The organism is Porphyromonas sp. C0041D3, assembly GCF_056590575.1.
Map to the genome: position 1 here is coordinate 22,432 of NZ_JBWPWJ010000012.1, position 20,151 is coordinate 42,582.

The 20,151-nt window shown below is 56.3% G+C and carries 14 protein-coding genes; all 14 read right to left on the minus strand.

Annotated elements, in window-relative coordinates:
- Positions 1–110 precede the first annotated feature (110 nt).
- Positions 111–1,364: an NADH:ubiquinone reductase (Na(+)-transporting) subunit F gene (gene nqrF / locus AC1EKE_RS07680; protein ID WP_480308920.1), complete on the minus strand. Its 1,254-nt coding sequence runs from the start codon at positions 1,362–1,364 to the stop codon at positions 111–113.
- Positions 1,365–1,410: 46 nt separating this feature from the next.
- The gene (nqrE, locus tag AC1EKE_RS07685; RefSeq protein ID WP_296164665.1) at positions 1,411–2,028 is read right to left on the minus strand and encodes an NADH:ubiquinone reductase (Na(+)-transporting) subunit E; all 618 of its coding nucleotides are present in this window, start codon (positions 2,026–2,028) and stop codon (positions 1,411–1,413) included.
- Between the two features lie 46 nt (positions 2,029–2,074).
- A complete protein-coding gene (locus AC1EKE_RS07690; RefSeq protein WP_070466798.1) occupies positions 2,075–2,701 on the minus strand; it encodes an NADH:ubiquinone reductase (Na(+)-transporting) subunit D in 627 nt (208 codons plus the stop codon).
- Positions 2,702–2,703: 2 nt separating this feature from the next.
- The gene (nqrC, locus tag AC1EKE_RS07695) at positions 2,704–3,432 is read right to left on the minus strand and encodes an NADH:ubiquinone reductase (Na(+)-transporting) subunit C (RefSeq protein WP_480308922.1); all 729 of its coding nucleotides are present in this window, start codon (positions 3,430–3,432) and stop codon (positions 2,704–2,706) included.
- A gap of 23 nt (positions 3,433–3,455) precedes the next feature.
- Positions 3,456–4,691, minus strand: a complete 1,236-nt coding sequence (locus AC1EKE_RS07700) for an NADH:ubiquinone reductase (Na(+)-transporting) subunit B (RefSeq protein ID WP_288966578.1) — start codon at positions 4,689–4,691, stop codon at positions 3,456–3,458.
- A 53-nt stretch (positions 4,692–4,744) separates the two neighbouring features.
- On the minus strand, positions 4,745–6,094 hold the full coding sequence (locus tag AC1EKE_RS07705) for a Na(+)-translocating NADH-quinone reductase subunit A (RefSeq protein ID WP_480308923.1): 1,350 nt from the start codon (positions 6,092–6,094) through the stop codon (positions 4,745–4,747).
- 452 nt (positions 6,095–6,546) lie between these two features.
- Positions 6,547–7,104, minus strand: coding sequence for a four helix bundle suffix domain-containing protein (locus AC1EKE_RS07710; RefSeq protein WP_480308924.1), 558 nt, complete (start codon positions 7,102–7,104; stop codon positions 6,547–6,549).
- A 668-nt stretch (positions 7,105–7,772) separates the two neighbouring features.
- On the minus strand, positions 7,773–11,792 hold the full coding sequence (locus AC1EKE_RS07715; RefSeq protein WP_480308926.1) for a FimB/Mfa2 family fimbrial subunit: 4,020 nt from the start codon (positions 11,790–11,792) through the stop codon (positions 7,773–7,775).
- A 100-nt stretch (positions 11,793–11,892) separates the two neighbouring features.
- Positions 11,893–13,335: a hypothetical protein gene (locus tag AC1EKE_RS07720; protein WP_480308928.1), complete on the minus strand. Its 1,443-nt coding sequence runs from the start codon at positions 13,333–13,335 to the stop codon at positions 11,893–11,895.
- Positions 13,332–14,813, minus strand: coding sequence for a hypothetical protein (locus AC1EKE_RS07725; protein WP_480308929.1), 1,482 nt, complete (start codon positions 14,811–14,813; stop codon positions 13,332–13,334). The genes AC1EKE_RS07720 and AC1EKE_RS07725 overlap by 4 nt, the downstream gene beginning before the upstream one ends.
- Before the next feature lie 14 nt (positions 14,814–14,827).
- On the minus strand, positions 14,828–16,564 hold the full coding sequence (locus AC1EKE_RS07730) for a fimbria major subunit (RefSeq protein ID WP_296163668.1): 1,737 nt from the start codon (positions 16,562–16,564) through the stop codon (positions 14,828–14,830).
- Between the two features lie 8 nt (positions 16,565–16,572).
- Positions 16,573–17,529 carry a FimB/Mfa2 family fimbrial subunit gene (locus AC1EKE_RS07735; RefSeq protein ID WP_296163682.1) on the minus strand — a complete coding sequence of 319 codons (957 nt, stop codon included), beginning with the start codon at positions 17,527–17,529 and terminating at the stop codon, positions 16,573–16,575.
- Positions 17,530–17,694: 165 nt separating this feature from the next.
- Entirely contained in the window at positions 17,695–19,248 is a 1,554-nt protein-coding gene (locus AC1EKE_RS07740) for an Mfa1 family fimbria major subunit (protein ID WP_296163716.1), read from the minus strand.
- 168 nt (positions 19,249–19,416) lie between these two features.
- Positions 19,417–20,151, minus strand: a 735-nt coding sequence (locus AC1EKE_RS07745; protein WP_480308930.1) for a tetratricopeptide repeat protein, incomplete at its 5' end; no start/stop codon positions are given.

The window sequence follows — 20,151 nt, forward strand, 5'->3', positions numbered from 1 at the left end:
GAAAGACCATTTCGCAAAGGTCTTACAGAAGATAAATCAAAAGGGGGGCTGTGTCTCGGCATGAGACGCAGCCCCCCTTTTCGTTGGGTATCAGATGTCGGCGTTGTGGATTAGCCGAAGTTGTCGAAGTAGATCTGCTCGTCCGGTACGCCGAGGTCATCGAGCATCTTGAGCGCGGAGGCGGTCATCGGACCGGGGCCACACATGTAGTACTCGCAGTCCTCAGGAGCGGGGTGATCCTTGAGATAAGTGTCGTAGAGGCACTGGTGGATGAAGCCGGTGTAGCCGGTCCAGTGGTCTGACTCGGGGGCGGCGGAGAGAGCGATGATGAACTTGAAGTTCTCATTCTCCCGCTCAATCTCGCGGAAGTCCTCCTCGTAGAAGATCTCCATCCGGGAGCGAGCTCCGTAGTAGTAGGAGACCTTGCGGGTCGTGTGGGCGGTCTTGAAGAGCCAGAGGATCTGGGCACGGAGGGGAGCCATACCGGCACCACCACCGATGTAGATCATCTCAGCGTCAGAGTTCTCATTGATGTGGAAGTCTCCGTAGGGACCGCTGAGGCGCACCTTGTCACCCGGCTTGAGGTTGAAGATGTAGGACGATGCGATGCCGGGAGGCACCTTCATCCAGCCACCATTCTTCCGGTCAAAGGGCGGAGTGGCGATGCGGACATTGAGCATAATGATGTCGCCCTCCTCGGGATAGTTGGCCATAGAGTAAGCGCGGGTGGTCTCCTCCTCGTTCTTCGCGGTGAGGGGCCAGAGCTTAAACTTATCCCACTCGCCCTTAAACTTCTCATCCACCTCCATCGTGGAGTAGCTGATGTCGTACTCGGGGATGGTGATCTGGGCGTAGCTACCGGGCTTGAAGTCCATATGCTCGCCCTTGGGCAGTGCGACGACAAATTCCTTGATGAAGGAGGCGACGTTGTGATTGGAGACGACGGTGCAGTCCCACTCCTTGACGCCAAAGACTGACTCCGGTACGCGGACCTTCATATCGTCCTTCACCTTGACCTGGCAGGAGAGGCGCCAGTCGTTCTTGATCTCCTTGCGGGAGAAGTGCGGCACCTCGGTGGCGAGGATCTCGCCTCCGCCCTCCATCACCTGGCAGCGGCACTGACCGCAGGAGCCCTTACCTCCGCAGGCGGAGGAGAGGAAGATGCCCTGGTTCTGGAGCGTATTGAGGAGCGTACCGCCCATAGGTACGGTGTAGGTCTTGTCATCATTGACCGTCACCTCGACGTTGCCGACCTTCACGAGCTTCGCCTTGGCGAAGAGGAGGACGATGACGAGGAGCAGGATGACGATGAGGAAGACGACCACACTCGTCAGGATCGCTGTAGTAGATATTGCAAGTAGCATTTCTTTCTTTTTTCCTTGGGTAAAAAGGGTGATCTCTGACGAGGACTTAGAGGGCGAGACCGGAGAAGCTCATGAAGCCGAAGGCCATGAGTCCGGTGATGATGAAAGCGATGCCGAGGCCCTTGAGCGCCTTAGGTACGCGGGAGTACTTCATCCGCTCGCGGATAGCCGCCATGGAGGCGATGGCGAGGGCCCAGCCGATGCCGGAGCCGAAGCCGTAGGTGAGGGCGTGTCCCACGGTGGGGAAGGCACGCTGCTGCATGAAGAGCGATCCGCCGAGGATGGCGCAATTGACCGCGATCAGGGGCAGGAAGATGCCGAGTGAGTTGTAGAGCGCCGGGCTGTACCGCTCCACCACCATCTCCACAAGTTGCACAAAGGAGGCGATGACGGCGATGAAGATCAGCAGGCTGAGGAAGCTCAGGTCTACGGAGGCAAATTGCGGGCCGAGCCAGGAGAGGGCTCCGGGCTTCAGGATATAATTCTCGAGCAGCCAGTTGATCGGCACGGTGAGTGTCATGACGAAGATGACGGCGGCACCGAGTCCGATGGAGGTCTTCACACTCTTCGAGATGGCGAGGAAAGAGCACATCCCGAGGAAGTAGGCGAAGATCATGTTATCCACGAAGATCGACCGGACGAAAAGGCTTAGATATTCTCCCATAATGATAATCGATTGTTCTCTATGTGATACACTTGAGCCTTAGGGCTTACTCCTCCTCCCACAGCTCGTGGTGACGGCTGCGGTGGACCCAGATGATGCAGGCGATCAGGATCAGCGCCATCGGCGGCAGGATCATGAGGCCGTTATTCATATAGCCGGCGGCATAGAAGCTGTCGGGGATCACCTGATAGCCGAGGAGCGTGCCGGAGCCGAAGAGCTCACGGAAGAAGCCGATGATGACGAGGATGATGCCGTAGCCGACACCATTGCCGATACCGTCGAGGAAGGACTGCCAGGGACCGTGGGCGAGAGCAAAGGCCTCGAGCCGACCCATGAGGATACAGTTGGTGATGATCAGTCCGACAAAGACGGAGAGCTGCTTATTGAGGTCATAGGCGTAGGCCTTGAGCACCTCGCTGATTACGGTCACGAGGGCGGCGACGACGACCAGCTGCACGATCATGCGGATGGAGTTGGGGATCGTCTTGCGGAGGAGGGAGATGATGACGTTGCCGAAGGCGACGACGATCGTCACCGAGAGCGCCATCACGATGGCGGGCTCAAGCTTCGAGGTGACCGCGAGAGCGGAGCAGATGCCGAGCACCTGGACGATCACGGGGTTATTGCCACTGATCGGTCCGAGGAGGATGTCCTTATTCTTTAGCTTTGACATAATCAGTTATTCTGCTGCTTGAGGTTATTGAGGAAGGGCTCATACTGCGTCAGCACGTCGAGGAGCATGTTATTGACTCCCTTAGAGGTGAGCGTGCCGCCGGAGATGCCGTCGACATAGTCGCGACTCTCATCCGTCTTGCCGTGCTTGACGACGGCGATGGAGGTGAAGCTCCCGTCACGGTAGAGGTGCTTGTCGCGGAATTGTCCGCTGAAGGGCTCGTGCGTGATCTCAGCACCGAGACCGGGGGTCTCGCTGGCGTGGCTGAAGTCAGCCCCGAGGACGTTGTCCCCGTCACCTGCGACGGAGATGTAGCCCCAAATGGGACCCCAGAGGCCTGCGCCGTAGAGTGCCATGACGTAGGCCTTCTGTCCGTCGAGCGAGGCCTCAAAGACCGGGTAGCTCTCCTGCTCGGCAGGAGTGCGGAGCTCAGCGATGTCGTAGCTGAATGCGGGATCGTTCGTGCCGGTACCGCGGGTCTCCTCGATGACGTTGCCCTCGCGATCGACGAGGTAGGCGTCGGTGATGGTAGCATTGTAGGTGTCGATCACCTTATCCTTAGCCACCCCGGAGATGCCGAGGGAGCGGAGGATCTGCTCCATCTTGTCGATATTCTGATTGTCGATCTGTCGATCCTTGAGGGACTGTGAGGTAAAGGCGAGCCCTACGGCCACCAGGATGACCATCACAGACGCATAGAGGATCACATAACCGTTGTTTTCCTTATTCATAGTCTTTTATCGTCCTTCAGGGATTACTTGGAGATCGCCTCGGCGTGTGCGGCGGCCGCCTTATTGGCGCGCTTCGTGCGACGGCTGACATTAGCCTCCACGACGAAGTAGTCGATCAGCGGTGCGAGGGCATTCATCAGCAGGATCGAGAGCATCATACCCTCGGGGTAGCCGGGGTTGAGCACACGGACGCAGATGGCGAAGAAGCCGATCAGGAGACCGTAGATCCACTTACCTGTCTCGGTGCGGCTGGCGGTGACCGGGTCGGTCGCCATGAAGACGGCACCGAAGGCGAAGCCTCCCAGCATCAGATGGCTCCAGGCGGGCAGGGTCATAGCGGGTGTGGCGCCGATGGCATTGAACATCAGTGCCGTCAGGAAGCCGCCACCAAAGGTAGCTACCATGATCTTCCAGCTGGCGATGCCGGTGCAGAGGAGGATCAGCGCACCGATGGCGATGGCGATGATCGAGGTCTCACCGATCGATCCGGGCATCAGTCCGGAGATCATGTCCCACGAGGTCAGGGGCTGACCGAGCGCTGTCGTGAGCGTGCCGGCTGTCTCCTCCGTCCAGGTGGCTACCTGACCGAGCGGGGTGGCACCGGTAAACCCGTCCACCACCTGGTCGCTGCCACCAAAGCCGAGCGCCCGACCGGTCGGTACCCAGACGTCTCCCGACATCTTGCTCGGGTAGGAGAAGAAGAGGAACGCACGGGTGACGAGGGCGACATTGAAGATATTGTATCCGCTGCCGCCGAAGACCACCTTAGCAAAGATGACCGAGAAGACGATCGCCAGAGCGAGCATCCAGAGCGGTACGCTCCATGGCACGATCAGCGGGATGAGGAATCCGGTGACGAGGTAGCCCTCGGAGATCTCCTCGTCCTTGATCTGCGCGTCGGCAAATTCGATCGCCAGACCGACGATGTAGGAGACGAGGAAGCGGGGCAGGAAGGCGAGGAAGCCGTACCAGAGACGGCTCCAGAAACCGTACTCCACCAGCTGACCAGTCACGAGGAAGTGCTGGTAGCCGAGGTTGTACATACCGAAGAGGGCGCACGGGATCAGCGCCAGCACCACGGTGATCATCGCACGCTTCATGTCGATGCTGTCGTGGATGTGGACGCCGCGACGACTCGTCTCCGTGGGCACGAAGAGGAAGGTCCCAAAGCCCTCATAGAGCGACTTCGCCCAGTGCATCGGCTTGCCTTTCTCAAACTTCGGTGCTAAGTTGTCGAACTTTTTCTTAAAAGAATTCATGTATGTCTCTACTATGGGATTGTGTGGCGTGAGCACTCACGCCGGTCCATCGATCAATTCATCTCCTTATAGAGCTGGTCCAGACCATCGCGCACGATAGCCTGCAGGGGCAGCTTGGAGGTGTCGACAAATTCGCACAGAGCGAAGTCCTCCGGCACCACCTCGTAGATACCCAGCTGCTCCATCCGCTCGATGTCAAAGGTGATGATCGCGCGGATCAGTTGCTCGGGGAAGATGTCCATCGGGAAGACCTTGTCGTACTCGTTGCTAAACATCAGCGGGCGCTCCGAGCCGTGGAGGCGGGCATCGATGGCATACTTCCGCTTCCCGGTGAGCCAGGAGGTGAAGGTCCGCGAGACGGAGTACTTGTCCAGTCCTGGTGCCATCCAGCCGAAGAGCTCCACCGTCTCGTCCCCCTCGGGGATCGCGGTGATGATATTGGTCTGAGTGGAGAGGAAGGGGTGGCTCTCAGTCACCTGCAGTCCGGTGAGTACGTCGCCGTCGATGAGGCGGAGGTGCTCAGGCGTGTGGGCGACCTTGTCGGAGACGATCTCCTCGATCCGAGCACCGGCACGGACGACGGTGATCCCTCTCTTCTCCATCCCGGTGCCGGCGCAGGCGACACGCTTCGTCAGGTCTACGTGACCGGTGGTGAGGAAGCGTCCCAGCAGGGCCATCTCCGTCACGGAGAGGGTCCAGATGACCTCGCCCTGATTGATCGGGCGGGTGTGATTGATCAGCACGCCTACGTTGCCGGCAGGGTGGGGACCCTTCACCTCATACTCGCGGACGCCCTTCAGCCCCAGAGCCTCGCCGGGCGCATAGCCCATATAGACATCGCCCTCTGTGAGCTTACTCAGCACATCGGCAGCGATCTGGAGATACTTCTTATCCTCTCCGAGGAGCGCCATCGTATCGGGCAGGAGCGGGGCGGTGAAGTTGGCGGTGACATAGATGTCCCGCGGTCTCTCTGTCGGGTCCGGCACCATATCGTAGGGGCGCTTACGGAGGAGAGCGAGCATACCGCTCTGCATCAGGAGCGAGAGGATCTCCTCACGGCTCCGCGAGGTGACGTCCGTCACATCGAAGTCCTTATACGTTACGTCGGCGTCTGCCTTGATCTCGACGTAGAGGATCTTACGCTTCGCACCGCGCACCACCTGCACCACCTCGCCGCTGATGGGGGAGACGAGGACCATCTCCGGGCAGGACTTGTGGTAGAGGACAGGACTGCCGGCCATTACACGATCGCCTACCTGCACAGACAGGCGGGGCTGCAGCCCCGGGAAGGATGTCGGACTAACGCCATAGGACGACCCGACAGAGGAGGGGATCACCTCCTCAGATGCGTCGCCAGCCAGTCGTATGTCGAGACCCTTCTTGATACTGATCTCTTGAGCCATATACTATCGCTACTCTATTTTTTTGGATTTCTGTCTTTATTGTACCAATGACACGCAAAGGTACCTATTTATTTTAGAAAAAAATATCCAATTGTCCTCCCCTCCAGGGCTGACGCATTTGAGTTTTACCGCTATGAAAGAAGGCACCCCTGCCGGGGTGCCCGCTCCATAGGCATCGGTCATCCGCGAAGCGGTGACCGATGTATAGCGCCCTACCTTAGCACCACGACCCCACAAGGGGTCGCCGAGCTGAGCTCCCCTTCCCGGCGACCCCTGGCGGGGTCGAGGCATATTGCGTCTGCCTATACATCGGTCGTCGGCACTTCGTGCCTCGACCGATGCCTATGGAGCGGGCATCCTACGGATGCCGGCGTGCTGAGTGAGGGCTGGCGTCCGACTCGTCCGACTCGTCCGATAGAGCCCAGCCTCGTCCAGCCTTGCCCTGCCTCCAGCTACAGCTTATCTGGAGAGCGGTAACCTCGGCGGGCGCGGCTCATCTGCTCACGGATGCCACCACCCTCAAGGAACATCTCTTGCTGGCGCTCCACCAAGCGACGCAGCATATAGGTCGCCTGGTGTATCAGCGTGATGCCGAGATTGGCGAGCTCCTCATCACTCATCTGCTCAAAGATCTTCGGGCAGTCGCTGTAGATTCCTTCACTGCGAGCATAGGCGCGCAGCCTATCATAGCGCGGGTGACCCGGACCCCACACGGTGAGCTCTCTTGTCCTTAGGTAGTCCTCATAGTCCACCATAAGCTCCTCTAAGCTCGCCTTAGCGACGCTGGTGAGCCTGATCTCAGTCTCGGAGGAGTGGGTCCCGGAGGTGCTTCCTTCGGCGATATTCTGCTTCCCGGAGCGCGCCGCCTGCACCATCTGATCAATGGATCGGTCACCGCAAGAGAGGTAGGTATGGGTAAAGTGGTAGGTGAGGTTGTAGATCAGGGTGGTCACCCGATAGACCTTCAGGCTACGATAGCCCCCGCGCTGCTTAAGGAAAGACTTTGTCATAGCCCAAGGGTACCAAAATATCTCACAAGATAGAGTGCGCTGTCCTATCGGACGAGTGCGCGCTCTCTTATCGGACGAGTCGGACGAGTCGGACAAGTCGGACAGCGCAGACCGAGTGCCACCACACCGCTCGGGGAGGGAGAGCCAGGGAGGGAGAGCCGGAGAGGGGGCCGGGGAGGGGAGCCAGGCAGCGCAGACCGAGTGTCACCACACCGCCCGGGGAGGGAGAGCTGGCGTCCGACTTGTCCGATTCGTCCGACTTGTCCGACTTGTCCGACTTGTCCGACTTGTCCGATAGGATAGCACACTCGTCCGATAGAGCTCAGCGCCGTCCGACTCGTCCGATAGAGTCCAGCCTTACCCGAGAGCGACCGCACAAAAAAAGGCTCCCCACCCTGTAAGTCGTCAGAGTGGGGAGCCCCCATCACGATGCTTAGGGAAAAGCTTTGTCGTAGCTCACAGGTACCCCTTTCCTGAAGCATCTCATAGGATAGAGCCTCCTCCCCATCCCGAGGGCGTGGGTATCCCTGCAGCACTTCCTCGGGACGCCTTTTCCGCAAGAGGCAGCGAGGAGCGCTCCGGGTGGGGGCTTCCTGTATGAGAGAGCAGCCCTGCATCCTCGTGGATGAAGGGCTGCTCTCAGTCAGCTAATAAGCCGATGCTATTGATCAGCGACTAATATACTTCTCCCAGTCGCTCTCCTGCACGTTATTGAAGGGTCTCACAACGACCGGGGAGCTTCTGTGGATATCAGCCTGATACCTCTCCTCCGGAGCACCGGTCCCGAATGTGAACATAAATACAGGATAGTGGGCCTGAGCAATGTACGAGGTGGCAACAGCAAAAGGTACCTGCCCTGTCCCGGATGTACTATTGCCACTCCACACACCAAATAGGGTCTCCATAGTGCCATTGAAGGTGTTATAGATGCGAGTTGCTGTTCCATCCATCATAAACACAGCATTATTCATCCGCATTCGATCAGCATTTACCCTATTGTCTCCCCAGAACATCCTGGTGGAGCTGTAGCCGGGGATCGGGATACGGAATCCATAGGGGCATGGATCGAAGACCGTCTTAGTCAGGACGCGCATAATGTCCGTTCGCTGAGAGCACGATGACTCATTGCCCACAGGTGAGCCACCGCCCCATAAGCCGTAAGCGCCGAAGGACGAGGTCCCACCGAGGGCTATATTGGTATTGAGCGTCTTGCCTCCCTCTGTCAGCCACTGGTGACCACCGGCATTACCTACAAGGACCATCGGATACTCGATGGACTCTCGCAGGGAGATCGTGGTTGACTTAAGGAACTTAAAGTCCACTGTCCTTCCGTTATGACCAACGAACCGGGTCGGTCTTCCGATGGCATTGATATAGCGCGGGAATGGATCCTTACGACCAAACTGGTAGTGCATTCCGACGCGTCTGTAATTAAGATCTCGTAGATTTCGATTGTTTTGTACAAAACCAGCTGTATTCTTCCACTCCTGCGGGATATCAAAGGCACCGAGTGCATAGGGCCATACCTTCACGTCGTAGGACCAGTCGGTCCCATAGTTCTGCGGCTCCTTGGCACTATCCCTATGTAAGTAAGTGATTGTCTTTCGATCAATTGCCGATTGATCTCCCTTATCTAAGGGGATCTCCCCCGGGCGATAGAGTATCAGGTGGAAGCTCCAGAGGATAACGTCCTTGCCTTGCTCTGCCGGGTCCAGGAGCGAGGCGCGGTGGTTATCCACTCTCTTCTTGTCCTTATCTCGGACACAGAAGACGAGATTGCCGTAGTTATCAGCTCCATCATCACCGGGCAGCACATAGGCGTATCGCTCACCCTTTATCTCCACCGGGACCAAGAGCTTCAGCGGGGCAGTACCATCCTGCTTAATAGGGTTGCGTGCAGGCTCAGACCCCTTCTCAGTCACGCTCTGGATGTCTGTCCAAAGCACCTCCAGAGAGATATTGTCGTCGTCATCGAGGCGATTGAGCTGATTGCGCTGCTTATAGGACTCCCAATTCTCAAATGGGTCGATCTTGGCGGTCTTGTCGTTTTTGTGCTGGTAATTATCATCCACCCATCCGAAGGGGGTATCGAAGTTTTCCTCGTAATAGCGGGCTGCGTGATTGATCCTCCTCTCAATAGGGATAAGCAGACCGGTCTCGCCTAAGGTGATGGGATAGGAATTGGCCTCCGGGAGGAAGTAGCCTGCGACAAAATTGGTCTGGATCTTAGTGACCTTATCTTGATTGGCCAGCTGCTTATTGTAGAGCGGGAACTTCCACTCCAGTGACTTCATTGTGGTACAAGCGACCCACATCACGTGACCATAGATGATCTTGAGGGCATCATCGGCCTCTGCTGCCCTAAACTTGAGCGGAGATCCATTTGGCGTGGGGGCATCCTCTGTCTTCACGCTCCTCCAGTTATTCATCGTGTTGCTTGAGTCGTAGTCAAGCTTAACGAACTTACCATCCTTATCATAGTACCCGGTGACGATGGCGAACTTAGAGGACCCGTCGGCATTGGCATTCTCGTCACTCCGTGCGGACTCGTCGATCATCTGATTATCCATCCAGATGATGTAGGGGATGTTGCTGCGGACGTAGAACTGCTTGTCCGTGCCATTCATGAAGTAGGTGGCAGCATCGCCCTTCCCTAGCATAGGATTGGTAAGCTCCTCATCCTCGTAGAAGACGATATTGTACTCCGTCTGACTGATGGCGAGTGTTGCCTCAGCCTTCTCACCGGATTGCTCGGTGATGAAGTGGTACTTATTCTGCCGCGTCTCGAAGGGATTCTTAGGGTTGCTGAGACGATCCGCGGTGACCTCAAACTCATAGACTCCCGTGGAGACCTCCTTAGCTGTCTCTATAGGCGGTCGTGAGGGTGAGGTCGCATCAGCGCCGGTGAAGGTAAAGGGTGCCCTGGTCTCATCATTTACAGCTGAGATACGTGCGGCAGGTGTGACCCTGACGTAGAACTTCATCTTCCCTACCGTGTAGTCATTGTCGGGAGTCTCCTTACCTCGCTCATCGAGCTCTATGTACTGGAGCTCCTGGGTACACTCGCGGTCGGAGAAGATCTCTATCCTTAGGTCAAGGGTATTGAGCTGAGTGATGTCGAGCTTCCACTGCATACGACCGGCCTGGATATAGGCTCCGGAGAAGTCTCTCTGCTCCGTCGTGGACTTTGTCACCTCGAAGGTCACGATCTTCTCATCGGTGTCACCCGTAGCACTGGGGTCGCTGGGCTCAATGGACTTGACCTTGACCCAGTCGGGTAGTCCCTCTACCTTAAAGCCCCCGGGCCATGAGGTCTGGACCTTGGTGGAGAAGGTGCCGCCATTCTTGTGAAACAGCAGCTTATCATTCTGCACGCCGAGCATATACTGGCCGTCGTAGACGACATTGGAGAGTGTAGACTCGTCCCATACCACGACGTTGTACATGATGTTGGCAGCCGGACCCTTCTTGGCCTCGTCTTCGCTGTCGAAGCCGAGACCACCGATATTCATAACATTGACCTTGTATCGGAAGTTACGCAGGAGCGACAGGTAGGTATACTTTGCAGTAGCCTCCTTACCGTTCTTCTCGAGGAAGTCAACGCGGAAGTAGGTCTCCCCGGAAGCAGTACCATCAGTCTGCTCGTAGGAGAGCTTGAGGATCAGATAGGGGCGGGAGAGGTAGACCTCCTTATCCCCCGGGGTAGTCGATGCTCCGGCACTGGCGCTGGTCGGCTCGGGATTAATCGTCTCGGGGACGTAGATGGTGCGCATAAGGAGATCATTCTTCGCCGTGTATGTAAGGGCTTCCTCGTGCTTAGTGGGAGTGGTGGGCCGGGTAACCTTTGTGGCCTTGGGCTTACCTCCATCGAGTGCGTAATTGCCGGCATCGGGAGCAATGCGTCCGTTCTTGGCTGCGTTGTAGAGCTTCACCTCCAATAGGCTCCACTGGACCTTAATGGACTTCTTGGTTTTGGGGTCGACAATGTCGGAGGTGAGCGTCTGTGATTTCTCATCAAAGTCTCCGTCATTGCCATTGGTGTCCTTGGCAGTCATATTGAGCCCGACGTCTACACGTGCCACTGCGCGGAGCAAGTGGATGGTGCCGATGGTCTGTACAGCGGAGACATCGGGATCGATAGTCTGCTGTGCGAGCTCGCCCCACATAGGGAGTCCCGTCTTGGCGAAGTCTGTGTCGGCGGTGACGGTGTACTCAAAGTTCTTTAGCACCTCAGCTTTAGTCCCTGAGACCTTCTTCACCTTATCTTCCTCAGATAGGTTGGCAAGGACGACAAAGGTAAGTCCCTCTCCAGGAAGAGCGAGGAAGGTGATTTCTCCCTGCTGATGGTCCCCGTTTGAGGGGGTGATCTTTGTCACCTTGGCATCTCTGAGATACTCTCCGGTACTCTTAAAGATCATCACGCGGGTGGTGGCGGGCTTGAATTCACTCTCCTGATCTACGGTGAGTGCGGCGCGAGTGGTGGGAGTCCTGAGTGCAGGGGTGTCATAGGTGAGAGACACCGTGACAGCGCCATCCAGTCGATCACTGCCGCCATCCCCGATCTGCTCCGGAGAGGTGGGATCCGGCTGGGTGCGATCCAGTAGCGTGTCTCGACATCCGACAAGGGAGAGCGCCAGCAGGAGGAGAGCCCCCAGCGAAGCGACATATCTCGAGTAAAAGGGTTTCATGTCAGTATATGTATGTATCATTATTATATCAATGTATCATCAGCGAGACAGCCATAGATGGTCCGTGGTGTCTGCGCCGATGGGCTCTTCGGATAATCGCTTACCAGGGGATATCTACCGGCTGATCCTCCCACGTCTCGACAATGTACGGCATAGGACCCGACGGGGTCTGCTTAAGCTTGATGTGGAGGTTGTACCAAGTGTTTCGGTGTACCTCCAGAAGGCCGGTCGTGGGGTCTTTCTCGCCGTAGGGCAGCTCAAAGACCTTGGTGCCGCGTTGCTCAGCAGCCTTGCCGGTCTTAGGATCAAACTGACTGAGCACCACGTAGATGGTATTAGGCTTGTCACCTAAATTCTCAGGGACAAAGAAAGCATTATATCCCACACGATCCGCTATCATATAGCCACGATCATTGACGCCTCCGCCCTTCCAAGTAGATAAGTTATTTCGGTAGTCCCAGTAGGCAGGGATGACTTTTTGCTTCTCGCCCTTAGGCACCAAGGGACCTAAGTTTTGTGTCATAAAAGTCTGTATGGCATCCCAGTTGTTGGGGACGATGGAGACAACATTTGGCATCTTAGCCCAATACACCTCATCCACAAAATAATCAAAGTCTGAGGAGACCTGACTGGGGAGATCCCAGCCCACAGTAACAACAGCTACAGCGCGCTCAAGGTAGATGGTATTGATCTCCTTGGGGGTATCGCTCTTCTTCTCAGAGCCTATGAGCTTATCTTTGTTGGCTGAGGGAGCAACATGGTAGAGCCGCCCATACATAGGGATGTAGGCACTCTCGAATACAGACTTATCCGGATCTCTATCGTATGAATAATTAACGGGCTTCCATCCTTCATTGGCACCGGGACCGAAGTAATCCTCAGTCTTTGCTAATCTTTCCGTCCACTGAGCAAGATACGTCGCTGAGTACATTGCCTTGGTCTCCGTCACAGGAATAAAGGGGCTACTCAGATCAAGATAGCCGTATTCTTTACTCCAAAAGTCTGCCTTAAGGTAAGAATTAGCAAGGAAAGTGAGTGTACCATCCTTAGGCAAGCTATAAAAGGTGATGGTGACTTCGCTATTCTCATCTGTGCGAGATCCTGACGAGATGCCTCCCTGATAAGGGACAGGAATATTTCCGGTTACTTTATAGTCCTCGTCGCGCAACTCAGGGATGTGAATGTTCCGGATCCAGTCAGACTTATAGACGTTTGCGCCGCCTGTCTCCCCATAGATATAATACTCAGGGGTCTTATCGCTCACTGTCTTACTTGGAGCACTATTCACCGTCGCCTTATCCTTATCCTGGGTGTAGTCTCGACTGAGGTCACCCACAGCGCGCGTGACAGCCTCTACAGGGCGGATCTGCTTATTGGGACCTACGAGGAAGGAGACGGTAAGGGGCTTCTCCAGCTTGTAGGTGCTACTCAACTCCTCACCCTGCGTCGGCTCTACCAAGTCGATAGTACTCTTCTGGCAAGAGTGGAGCAGAGGGAAAGCGAGTGCTACTACAAGAGACGAGAAAATATGTGTTGTCTTCATGGCTTATCTTGTTTCCAAAGTGGATCTACACCCTCATCGTCTGGATTAACCTCAAACGTCTGATCCACACGCTTCCAAGGATAAACCAGCACCCCACTCTGCTGTACCTGCAGCTCGTCGCCGTAGAAGGTGAGGTCGATGTCGTAGATCGTATTGCGGCGGATGGAGTAGTAGTCTGAGGCACCGGTCTCGTTGTGGATCGGGATCCGGTAGACGTAGTCCTTACTATCGGAGAGACGCCTGAAGGTCAGCTCGATACGGACAGAGGAGGCTCCTGCCTCGGTCTCACCTACCTGCCCGAGATAGAGGCTGGGGAGGTAGAGGTGGTAAGGATTCTCGTCGGCGTCATTCCAGACTTTGGTGTAGAAGAGTGGCGTGTGCCAGAGCTTCCGGAGGCCTCCCTTGGTGCCCTTATTGATAACATTCTGCCACGCCTGGGACTCGGATAGGTTACTTCCGTCCTCCCATCCTCCGTTAGAGGTGATGCCCTTATCCGCAAGTATGGTAGGCGAGGTATAGCCCACAGACCGGATAACCTCCTCGAGTGCGGTGTACTCTCCGGCGGAGGGCAGGATGGGATAGGAGTAACTGGTACCAGTCGCAGTGGTAGTCGCAAGGATCTTCATCCCCTTGAGTCGATAGTCGGAGGGACGACGAAGGGTCTCTGTGCCACTCTTGTCCTTGTGAGACTGGAGGTACTCACCGCCCTTACTCTCTGTCGTGGTGAGGAAGAGATCGACCCGGGCAAAGATGCGCTCCATATTAATCACCGGCTCTAAGGGCTTGGTCGGTGCCTCTGAGGGCACGGTGATCACCTGCTGCCCGAGGATCGGGAAATCCTGATGCTTAGAACTATTGCCAATGTAGACCTCTGTCTGATCCGGTCTAGCGACAAAGGTACGGTTGCTGTGAGTAAGACCCATAAGTGCACTAACTGTCACAGTTCCCTTATCCTTTGCAGCATTCCGGAGTGCAACAGAATTAGCCACGGTGATAAAGGTGTAGCGACCCGGCTTAAGGGCCAGCTCCATGACCGCCTCTCCGTCGTTATTGGTAGTAAAGGACTTGGCCACCACATTGGTTCCATTAAGCTTATCTCCGGTTATACCACTATCATCTCCTGACCCGTAGTAATAGATCACCTGCGAGGCCTCTGAGCCAAACTCGGGGATGACAAAGAGGAAGATGTCACGGATCGCCTTCTCACCACCCTCAGCATCCCTGGTGAGCTTCTCAAAAGTATCGGTAGCGGTGCTGGTATTGACCACTACAGCACGAGTGCCGGTGTGGGTACCGGCGTAGCCCTCCACCGCCGCCATGATGCGCACGGTGCGGGGGCAGGCGGCGTCTATCTCCTCCTGGGTGGGAACCAAGCTGCTGTGGCACGCACCGAGGACGAGCAGGGCTGTGGCGAGGAGCGCTGACCGGCAGAGCCGCCTCAGGAGAGGGGCTGTGTATATGCTGTGATTGCTATTCATGCTATTCTCACTCGTTATTTCGTTTTGCCCAGCAGATCGTAGGACTGGTGGATGTAATTCCACTTGAGCACCGTTGCCTTGACCCTGATGGTGATCTCCGGATTGTTGATCGGTGGGATCTCAGGATCGGGATCGGGCTCGAGGGGGTTGTCGTCGGGCTTAGGGATGTAGGGATCTTTGGGATCGACCGGGTCGTAATTGTACCCCAGACCATTGACTCCCTGTATCTCGAGGTCGTAGATGTTATTGCGTCGGGTATCGCAGTTGTAGATCTTATTGGGCTCGCCCTGAGCATTGAGGGGCGTGAGGTAGACCATCCGCCCACCGGCATACTTCCGGGCGCTCTTATTGCCATCTGCCCTGGCAGCGAGGAGCGTATCGTAGATGATGCCATTGGCTCCGACGTAGAAGGTGCCGGGCGTGTCGTGCATCAGGAAGAACGTATCTCCCTCGTGAGAGTCCATCAGATCAGGTATGGAGAAGCGTGACGAATCGAAGAGCTCCTTTTTCTTCGCCATATCCCAACTCGGTATCTCCGTGACACAGATCCAGTACCAGCGATCCTTCATAAAGTCCTCCGAAGAAGCATCCTTAACGTGCTTCCTCATCTTTTCCCAAGTCTCTAAACTCCTCTTAAAGGTACCGGGCGCATTTGGCAACTCAGATGTCGTGAGCTTCCGTGCATCTTTCTCTGTGTAGACCACGCGACTCATAGCAGAGAAGTAGGGGAAGGCCTTCTCATTGAACTCGCCTCTCTTTCCCTTGCTTATCTTGCCGAGGTCACCATAGACCTTGGCATAGGTGACCTTGTCGTAGCCGATCGTGCGGGGATAGGGTTTGCTCTGCCCCTTGGTCTCCTCGAGTGCATGCTCGTAGAAGTAGATCCCGTCGGCGACAGACTGCTTCCCGCTCGCTGTTGCTGACAGCTTCTTCCAGGCAAAGTTGCCTTTGTCATCGGGATTCTTGATCACATCCGAGAGCTTCATCAGGCCGCTCTCAGCGGAGGCGGTGCTGAGTCCATCGTAAAGGCCATCTATCCCCATGGTGCGCTCACCGGCATGATATCGGTAGAGGTAGACCTGCTTGCCGCTACCGGCGACAGCCCAGTGCAGGTTGGCGATCGTGCCGGGGACCCCGGTGGGGGTAAAGCCGGACTTCTTGTAGAGCTGAGCCTTGGAGACGACACGCTCGACAGGGAGAGGCTCATCCTTGGGGAAGACATTATCGCCCGGTCTTGCCGGTGTCACCACATCGGGCTTGATATCGGCACTGAGATTGACAGCTCCGGTCATGGTGAAGCCTTTCTCATCCATCAGTAGGCTGATCTGATCGAGACCTATAGTGGTCTGCTCACTGCGCGAGAGGGTATTCAGGGGGAGGGTGTGACCATTGAGGAGGATGGTGTAGTCTCTCTTCTCAGAGGGATTCTGCACCCCATTGACCTTAAACGTCGCTTGGTAGATGGGTGCATTCCTCGTGTCGGGGGTAGCCTGCATCCAGCCCTCCTTGGCGAGCCAGAGGTTGAGCATATGGACCGCTCCCTCTCCGCTCCCATTGAGCGGATCAGCATTACTCTCCGAGACAGCACGAGGGGACATGGTGCCAATGACCGAAGTACGGAGAGTGACCATAGTCGACGAGGTGCTCTCCGTCGCGGGCTCACTTGTGGAGACGTTGCTGCGACACCCGGAGGCGAGGAGCAGCGTCAGCGCAAGGAGAGGGGTCGCTATGTAGTGGTCGAAATATCTCATGGCAGTCATCACTTCAGTATCACGTTCCGGTAAACCAAGTTCCACTGCTTGACAGTGACGGCGACCATCATCCAGGTCCCTTGGTCGGTAGGCTCAAGCTCGACGATCATATCAATAGGGCGCCGGCAGAAGTTGACCTTCATCCGAGGGGTGAGATGGAAGTAGTCACCGAAGGTGGTCTCGTAAAGGACCTTACCCTCGCTGTCGCTCAGTGCCAGCTTCGTCTCCGCTGCTCTGTCAGCGACAATGCGGAAGAGATCCATCGACACTGTACCAAATACCTCATCGCTGACGACGTGAAGGGGCTGACGGTAGGTCACCTCACCGGCCTGGGGGAGACCACTTGCGAGGAGGGCATTCTCCGGCGTGGTCACCTCGAGGGTGTAGGCTCCGGCGGGGAGGCCCTTGACGGAGAAATTGAGCGTATGGAGCTTCTCCTCCATCCCCATCACCAATGTATCGGTGACGGTACCTCGGGACGCATAGCCGGTATTGTCGTACTTGTCACTGATCCCGTACCAGATATCCGGCAGGTCAGCGTGCGTCTGCGGGGTCGTCTCGAGGGCGAGGAGCAGCTGATCTATAGAGGTAACCTCATCGAGACGATAGGGGGTGAAGTCCTCGGCAAGGAGCGAGACAAAGGTGAGCTTACCATACTCTCTCACCACCACATCACAGAAGGAGTTCGCTGTGGTAGGAGGCGTCTTCTGCTCGGGTAGCTCCAGCTTGACCCTCGAGCCATCGGTGCGGAAGGCCATCACACGGAAGTCCCTTCCCTTGGCAAGCGGGGCATACTTATCGGGCACAGAGCCCCCGCACGGAACAGCGTACTGCATCTGCAGCCTGACGATCTGCGGACAGTCGCTCAGATCCTCGTAGACGCAGGGGTGACACCCGGTTAGGAGTAATCCCATCACTCCGAGCAGCGAGGTAACTATCGTGAGTGGTAAAAGTCTCTTCCTCATATCTGTCTCATGGTTTCCCATGCACTTACATTTTCAAAGCTTCGCTCTCCCTTAGTGGATGGGGGGAGTCATTCTCTATATCGTGGGCAGGTGGGCGGTCAAGCCCGCCTGCCCTATGCCGGCTAAGCGCCGGACTTAATCGGGAAGATCTCTCGTGAGAGATGATCAGTGCTTAGAGAGGGTAACGTCGCGATCAACAACGTTCCAGGGGAGGATCTGCGTGAAGAATGCAGCGAAGGTCTCAGCCTCGTCCCAAGAGGGATCACCACCATCAGGAGGAGTGGTAGGCTCGTCGGGGTTATTGGGCTTCGGGATGTTCGGATCCTCGGTATCGTTCGGGTCGTAGTTCATACCAACCTTCTCGAAGGCAGTAACGTTAACGACGTAGATGTTGTTACGGCGAGTATCAGCGTAGATAGTGGTCTTACCACTCTTGACCTGGTTCCAGGGCATACGATAGACGCACTTACCATTCTCGTACATGTAAGACTTCTGACCGGGAGCGGTAACGCTAAGCTTAGCAGCCTCTGCGCTGGCGTAGAAGACACCATCGGTCTCACCGAGGAAGAAGGAAGTACCGGGAGCGAAGCTCTCAGCCTTGACGAGAGTCTGCACTACAACACCCTCCTGACCACCGTCAGCCTGATCCTTAGGCTCGGCGGTAGCGGGATCAAAGTACTTATTGGTGCCCTTCTGTGCCTTAAAGACATTCTTGATGGTCATGACCTCCTTCGGAGTGTATACACCGTATACCTTAGCATATGCGTTACGGTGTGCACCGAGGTTAGCCGCATCTGCAGGGTTGGCAACGGAGTTCTCGAAGAAGTAGTAACCGGCCTTAGCGAAAGGCGTGCTGTAGTCAGCCACCTTAGCAACGAGAGCGCGGTCAGTCAGCTCAGCGAACTGGAACTTCTCACGATTAGCCTTATCCGTGGTGGCGTCATCGTCATAGGTTGCAGTGGTAACTACACCATCTACGAGAGACTTGAAGTTAGCATACTTATTAGCAGCACCCATCTTGCGCTCACCGGCGTAGTTTCCGAAGACGTAGGTCTTCTTAGCACCCATGGCACCACCATACTTCAGCCCGGTGAGGTCACCGAGGTTGTCCGTGGTAGTAATAGCCTCAGAGGTGTTGAGAGGAGTGGTGACGATACCCTGAGCCACGACGCGCTCAGCATTCAGCTGGAAGCCGTTCTTATTCTCATCGGGAGCGTTGAGAGCATTGACATCCTCCTCGCTGATCTTGGGCTGTACGACGAAGGTGGCGACCTTAGAGGTCATAACGAAGCCCTTGGTGTCATCAGCATAGGTTGCAGCAGTCTCTGTATCAGCAGAAACAAACTCAGCAGCAGCGTTGACAACTCCGGGCAGAGTGATGCCACCCTTGTTGAGTACAAGAGCGAAGGCACGAGATCCTGCCTTGGTCTTGAATGCATTGGTCTTGTAGTACTCACCTATCTGCTTGAAGTCAGTACCAAGGGTGGTGAACTCCAGAGTAGGCTCGTTAGAGATCAGAGAGATGCTCTTGACAGCACCCTCCTCGGCACGACCTACATTGTCAGTCTCAGCACGAAGCTCGTTGCCGGCGCCGATGGTGAGAGAGGCGTAGGTGTTGCCCTGAGCGACCTCAGGGGTAGCCTCGTTGTTGGTTTTGTTGCAGGCAGCGAAGCTGAGAGCTACGAGAGCCGCTGCAACGGTAGTTGTTACTTTTCTCATAATTGTTTTGAGTTAGTGAAAAAGAAACTGTTGTTAGTAATATAGTAATGTAATTTCAGTCGTATCGGACGGCGCTTATTATCGGACGAGTCGGACAGTGCGATGTGAAGTCCTAATATATGTCAAGTAGTCTACCGGGCACCGCTGTGCCCGGTAGATAAGTCCCTATCAGAGGCTCTCGAGGAGCTTGCGGAGCTCGGCGAGGTTGTCGGCGGCACGCTTGTCGCCCTTGGCGATGGCCTCGCTGAAGCACTTCTCCGCCTCATCGTACTTGCCGGTGAGGGCAAGGGCGATACCGCGGTTGTTGAGCGTCTCGGCTGTTGGAGCCTTGACCTGACTCAGTCGGGTGAGGGCGGCTGCGGCATTCCCGCTCACGAGCTCAGCAGCGGCAGCGTTGGTCAGCGCAGCGGGCTCATTGGGGAAGTACTTCTCGGCAATGGCGAAGACCTCCTTGAAGTCCTCACTGCCGACCGGATAACTATTGGCTACGAGGTACATCTCGTTAAGGCTGAGGAGCTTCGGTGCGGTCTTGATCCGCTCCCGTGCCTCCTCGAGGTTGAATCCCCGGACGGTGTAGGCAAAGGCATAGTCCGTGCGACGCACCTTGGCATAGAGACCGGCGTCAGACACCAGCTCGCGGAAGGGGGCACCGCCATTGAGGGCGCGCACCTTCGGGTCGCGGGCGTCACCGCCATAGTTGTCGATGATCTGCTGCAGGTCAGCCTTATAGCTGAGGTCGGACTCACGGACGAGCTTCTCCACGCCTGCCCAGTCCTCACCACGTCCGGCGATGGTCATGTCAGTCCGCTTGATGCCGTGGGTGCGACTGAGGTAGTCGGCAAAGGACTTCGCACGGCGCTCGGAGAGTGCCTTATTATACTGCGCCTTGCCCTCAGGTGAGGC

Coding starts and splice junctions, on each gene's coding strand:
- nqrC (WP_480308922.1), bottom strand. CDS start 3,432: ATGAATAAGGAAAACAACGGTTATGTGATCCTCTATGCGTCTGTGATG.
- AC1EKE_RS07730 (WP_296163668.1), bottom strand. CDS start 16,564: ATGAGATATTTCGACCACTACATAGCGACCCCTCTCCTTGCGCTGACG.
- AC1EKE_RS07735 (WP_296163682.1), bottom strand. CDS start 17,529: ATGAGGAAGAGACTTTTACCACTCACGATAGTTACCTCGCTGCTCGGA.
- nqrF (WP_480308920.1), bottom strand. CDS start 1,364: ATGCTACTTGCAATATCTACTACAGCGATCCTGACGAGTGTGGTCGTC.
- AC1EKE_RS07740 (WP_296163716.1), bottom strand. CDS start 19,248: ATGAGAAAAGTAACAACTACCGTTGCAGCGGCTCTCGTAGCTCTCAGC.
- AC1EKE_RS07700 (WP_288966578.1), bottom strand. CDS start 4,691: ATGAATTCTTTTAAGAAAAAGTTCGACAACTTAGCACCGAAGTTTGAG.
- AC1EKE_RS07715 (WP_480308926.1), bottom strand. CDS start 11,792: ATGAAACCCTTTTACTCGAGATATGTCGCTTCGCTGGGGGCTCTCCTC.
- AC1EKE_RS07705 (WP_480308923.1), bottom strand. CDS start 6,094: ATGGCTCAAGAGATCAGTATCAAGAAGGGTCTCGACATACGACTGGCT.
- AC1EKE_RS07725 (WP_480308929.1), bottom strand. CDS start 14,813: ATGAATAGCAATCACAGCATATACACAGCCCCTCTCCTGAGGCGGCTC.
- AC1EKE_RS07710 (WP_480308924.1), bottom strand. CDS start 7,104: ATGACAAAGTCTTTCCTTAAGCAGCGCGGGGGCTATCGTAGCCTGAAG.
- AC1EKE_RS07690 (WP_070466798.1), bottom strand. CDS start 2,701: ATGTCAAAGCTAAAGAATAAGGACATCCTCCTCGGACCGATCAGTGGC.
- AC1EKE_RS07720 (WP_480308928.1), bottom strand. CDS start 13,335: ATGAAGACAACACATATTTTCTCGTCTCTTGTAGTAGCACTCGCTTTC.
- nqrE (WP_296164665.1), bottom strand. CDS start 2,028: ATGGGAGAATATCTAAGCCTTTTCGTCCGGTCGATCTTCGTGGATAAC.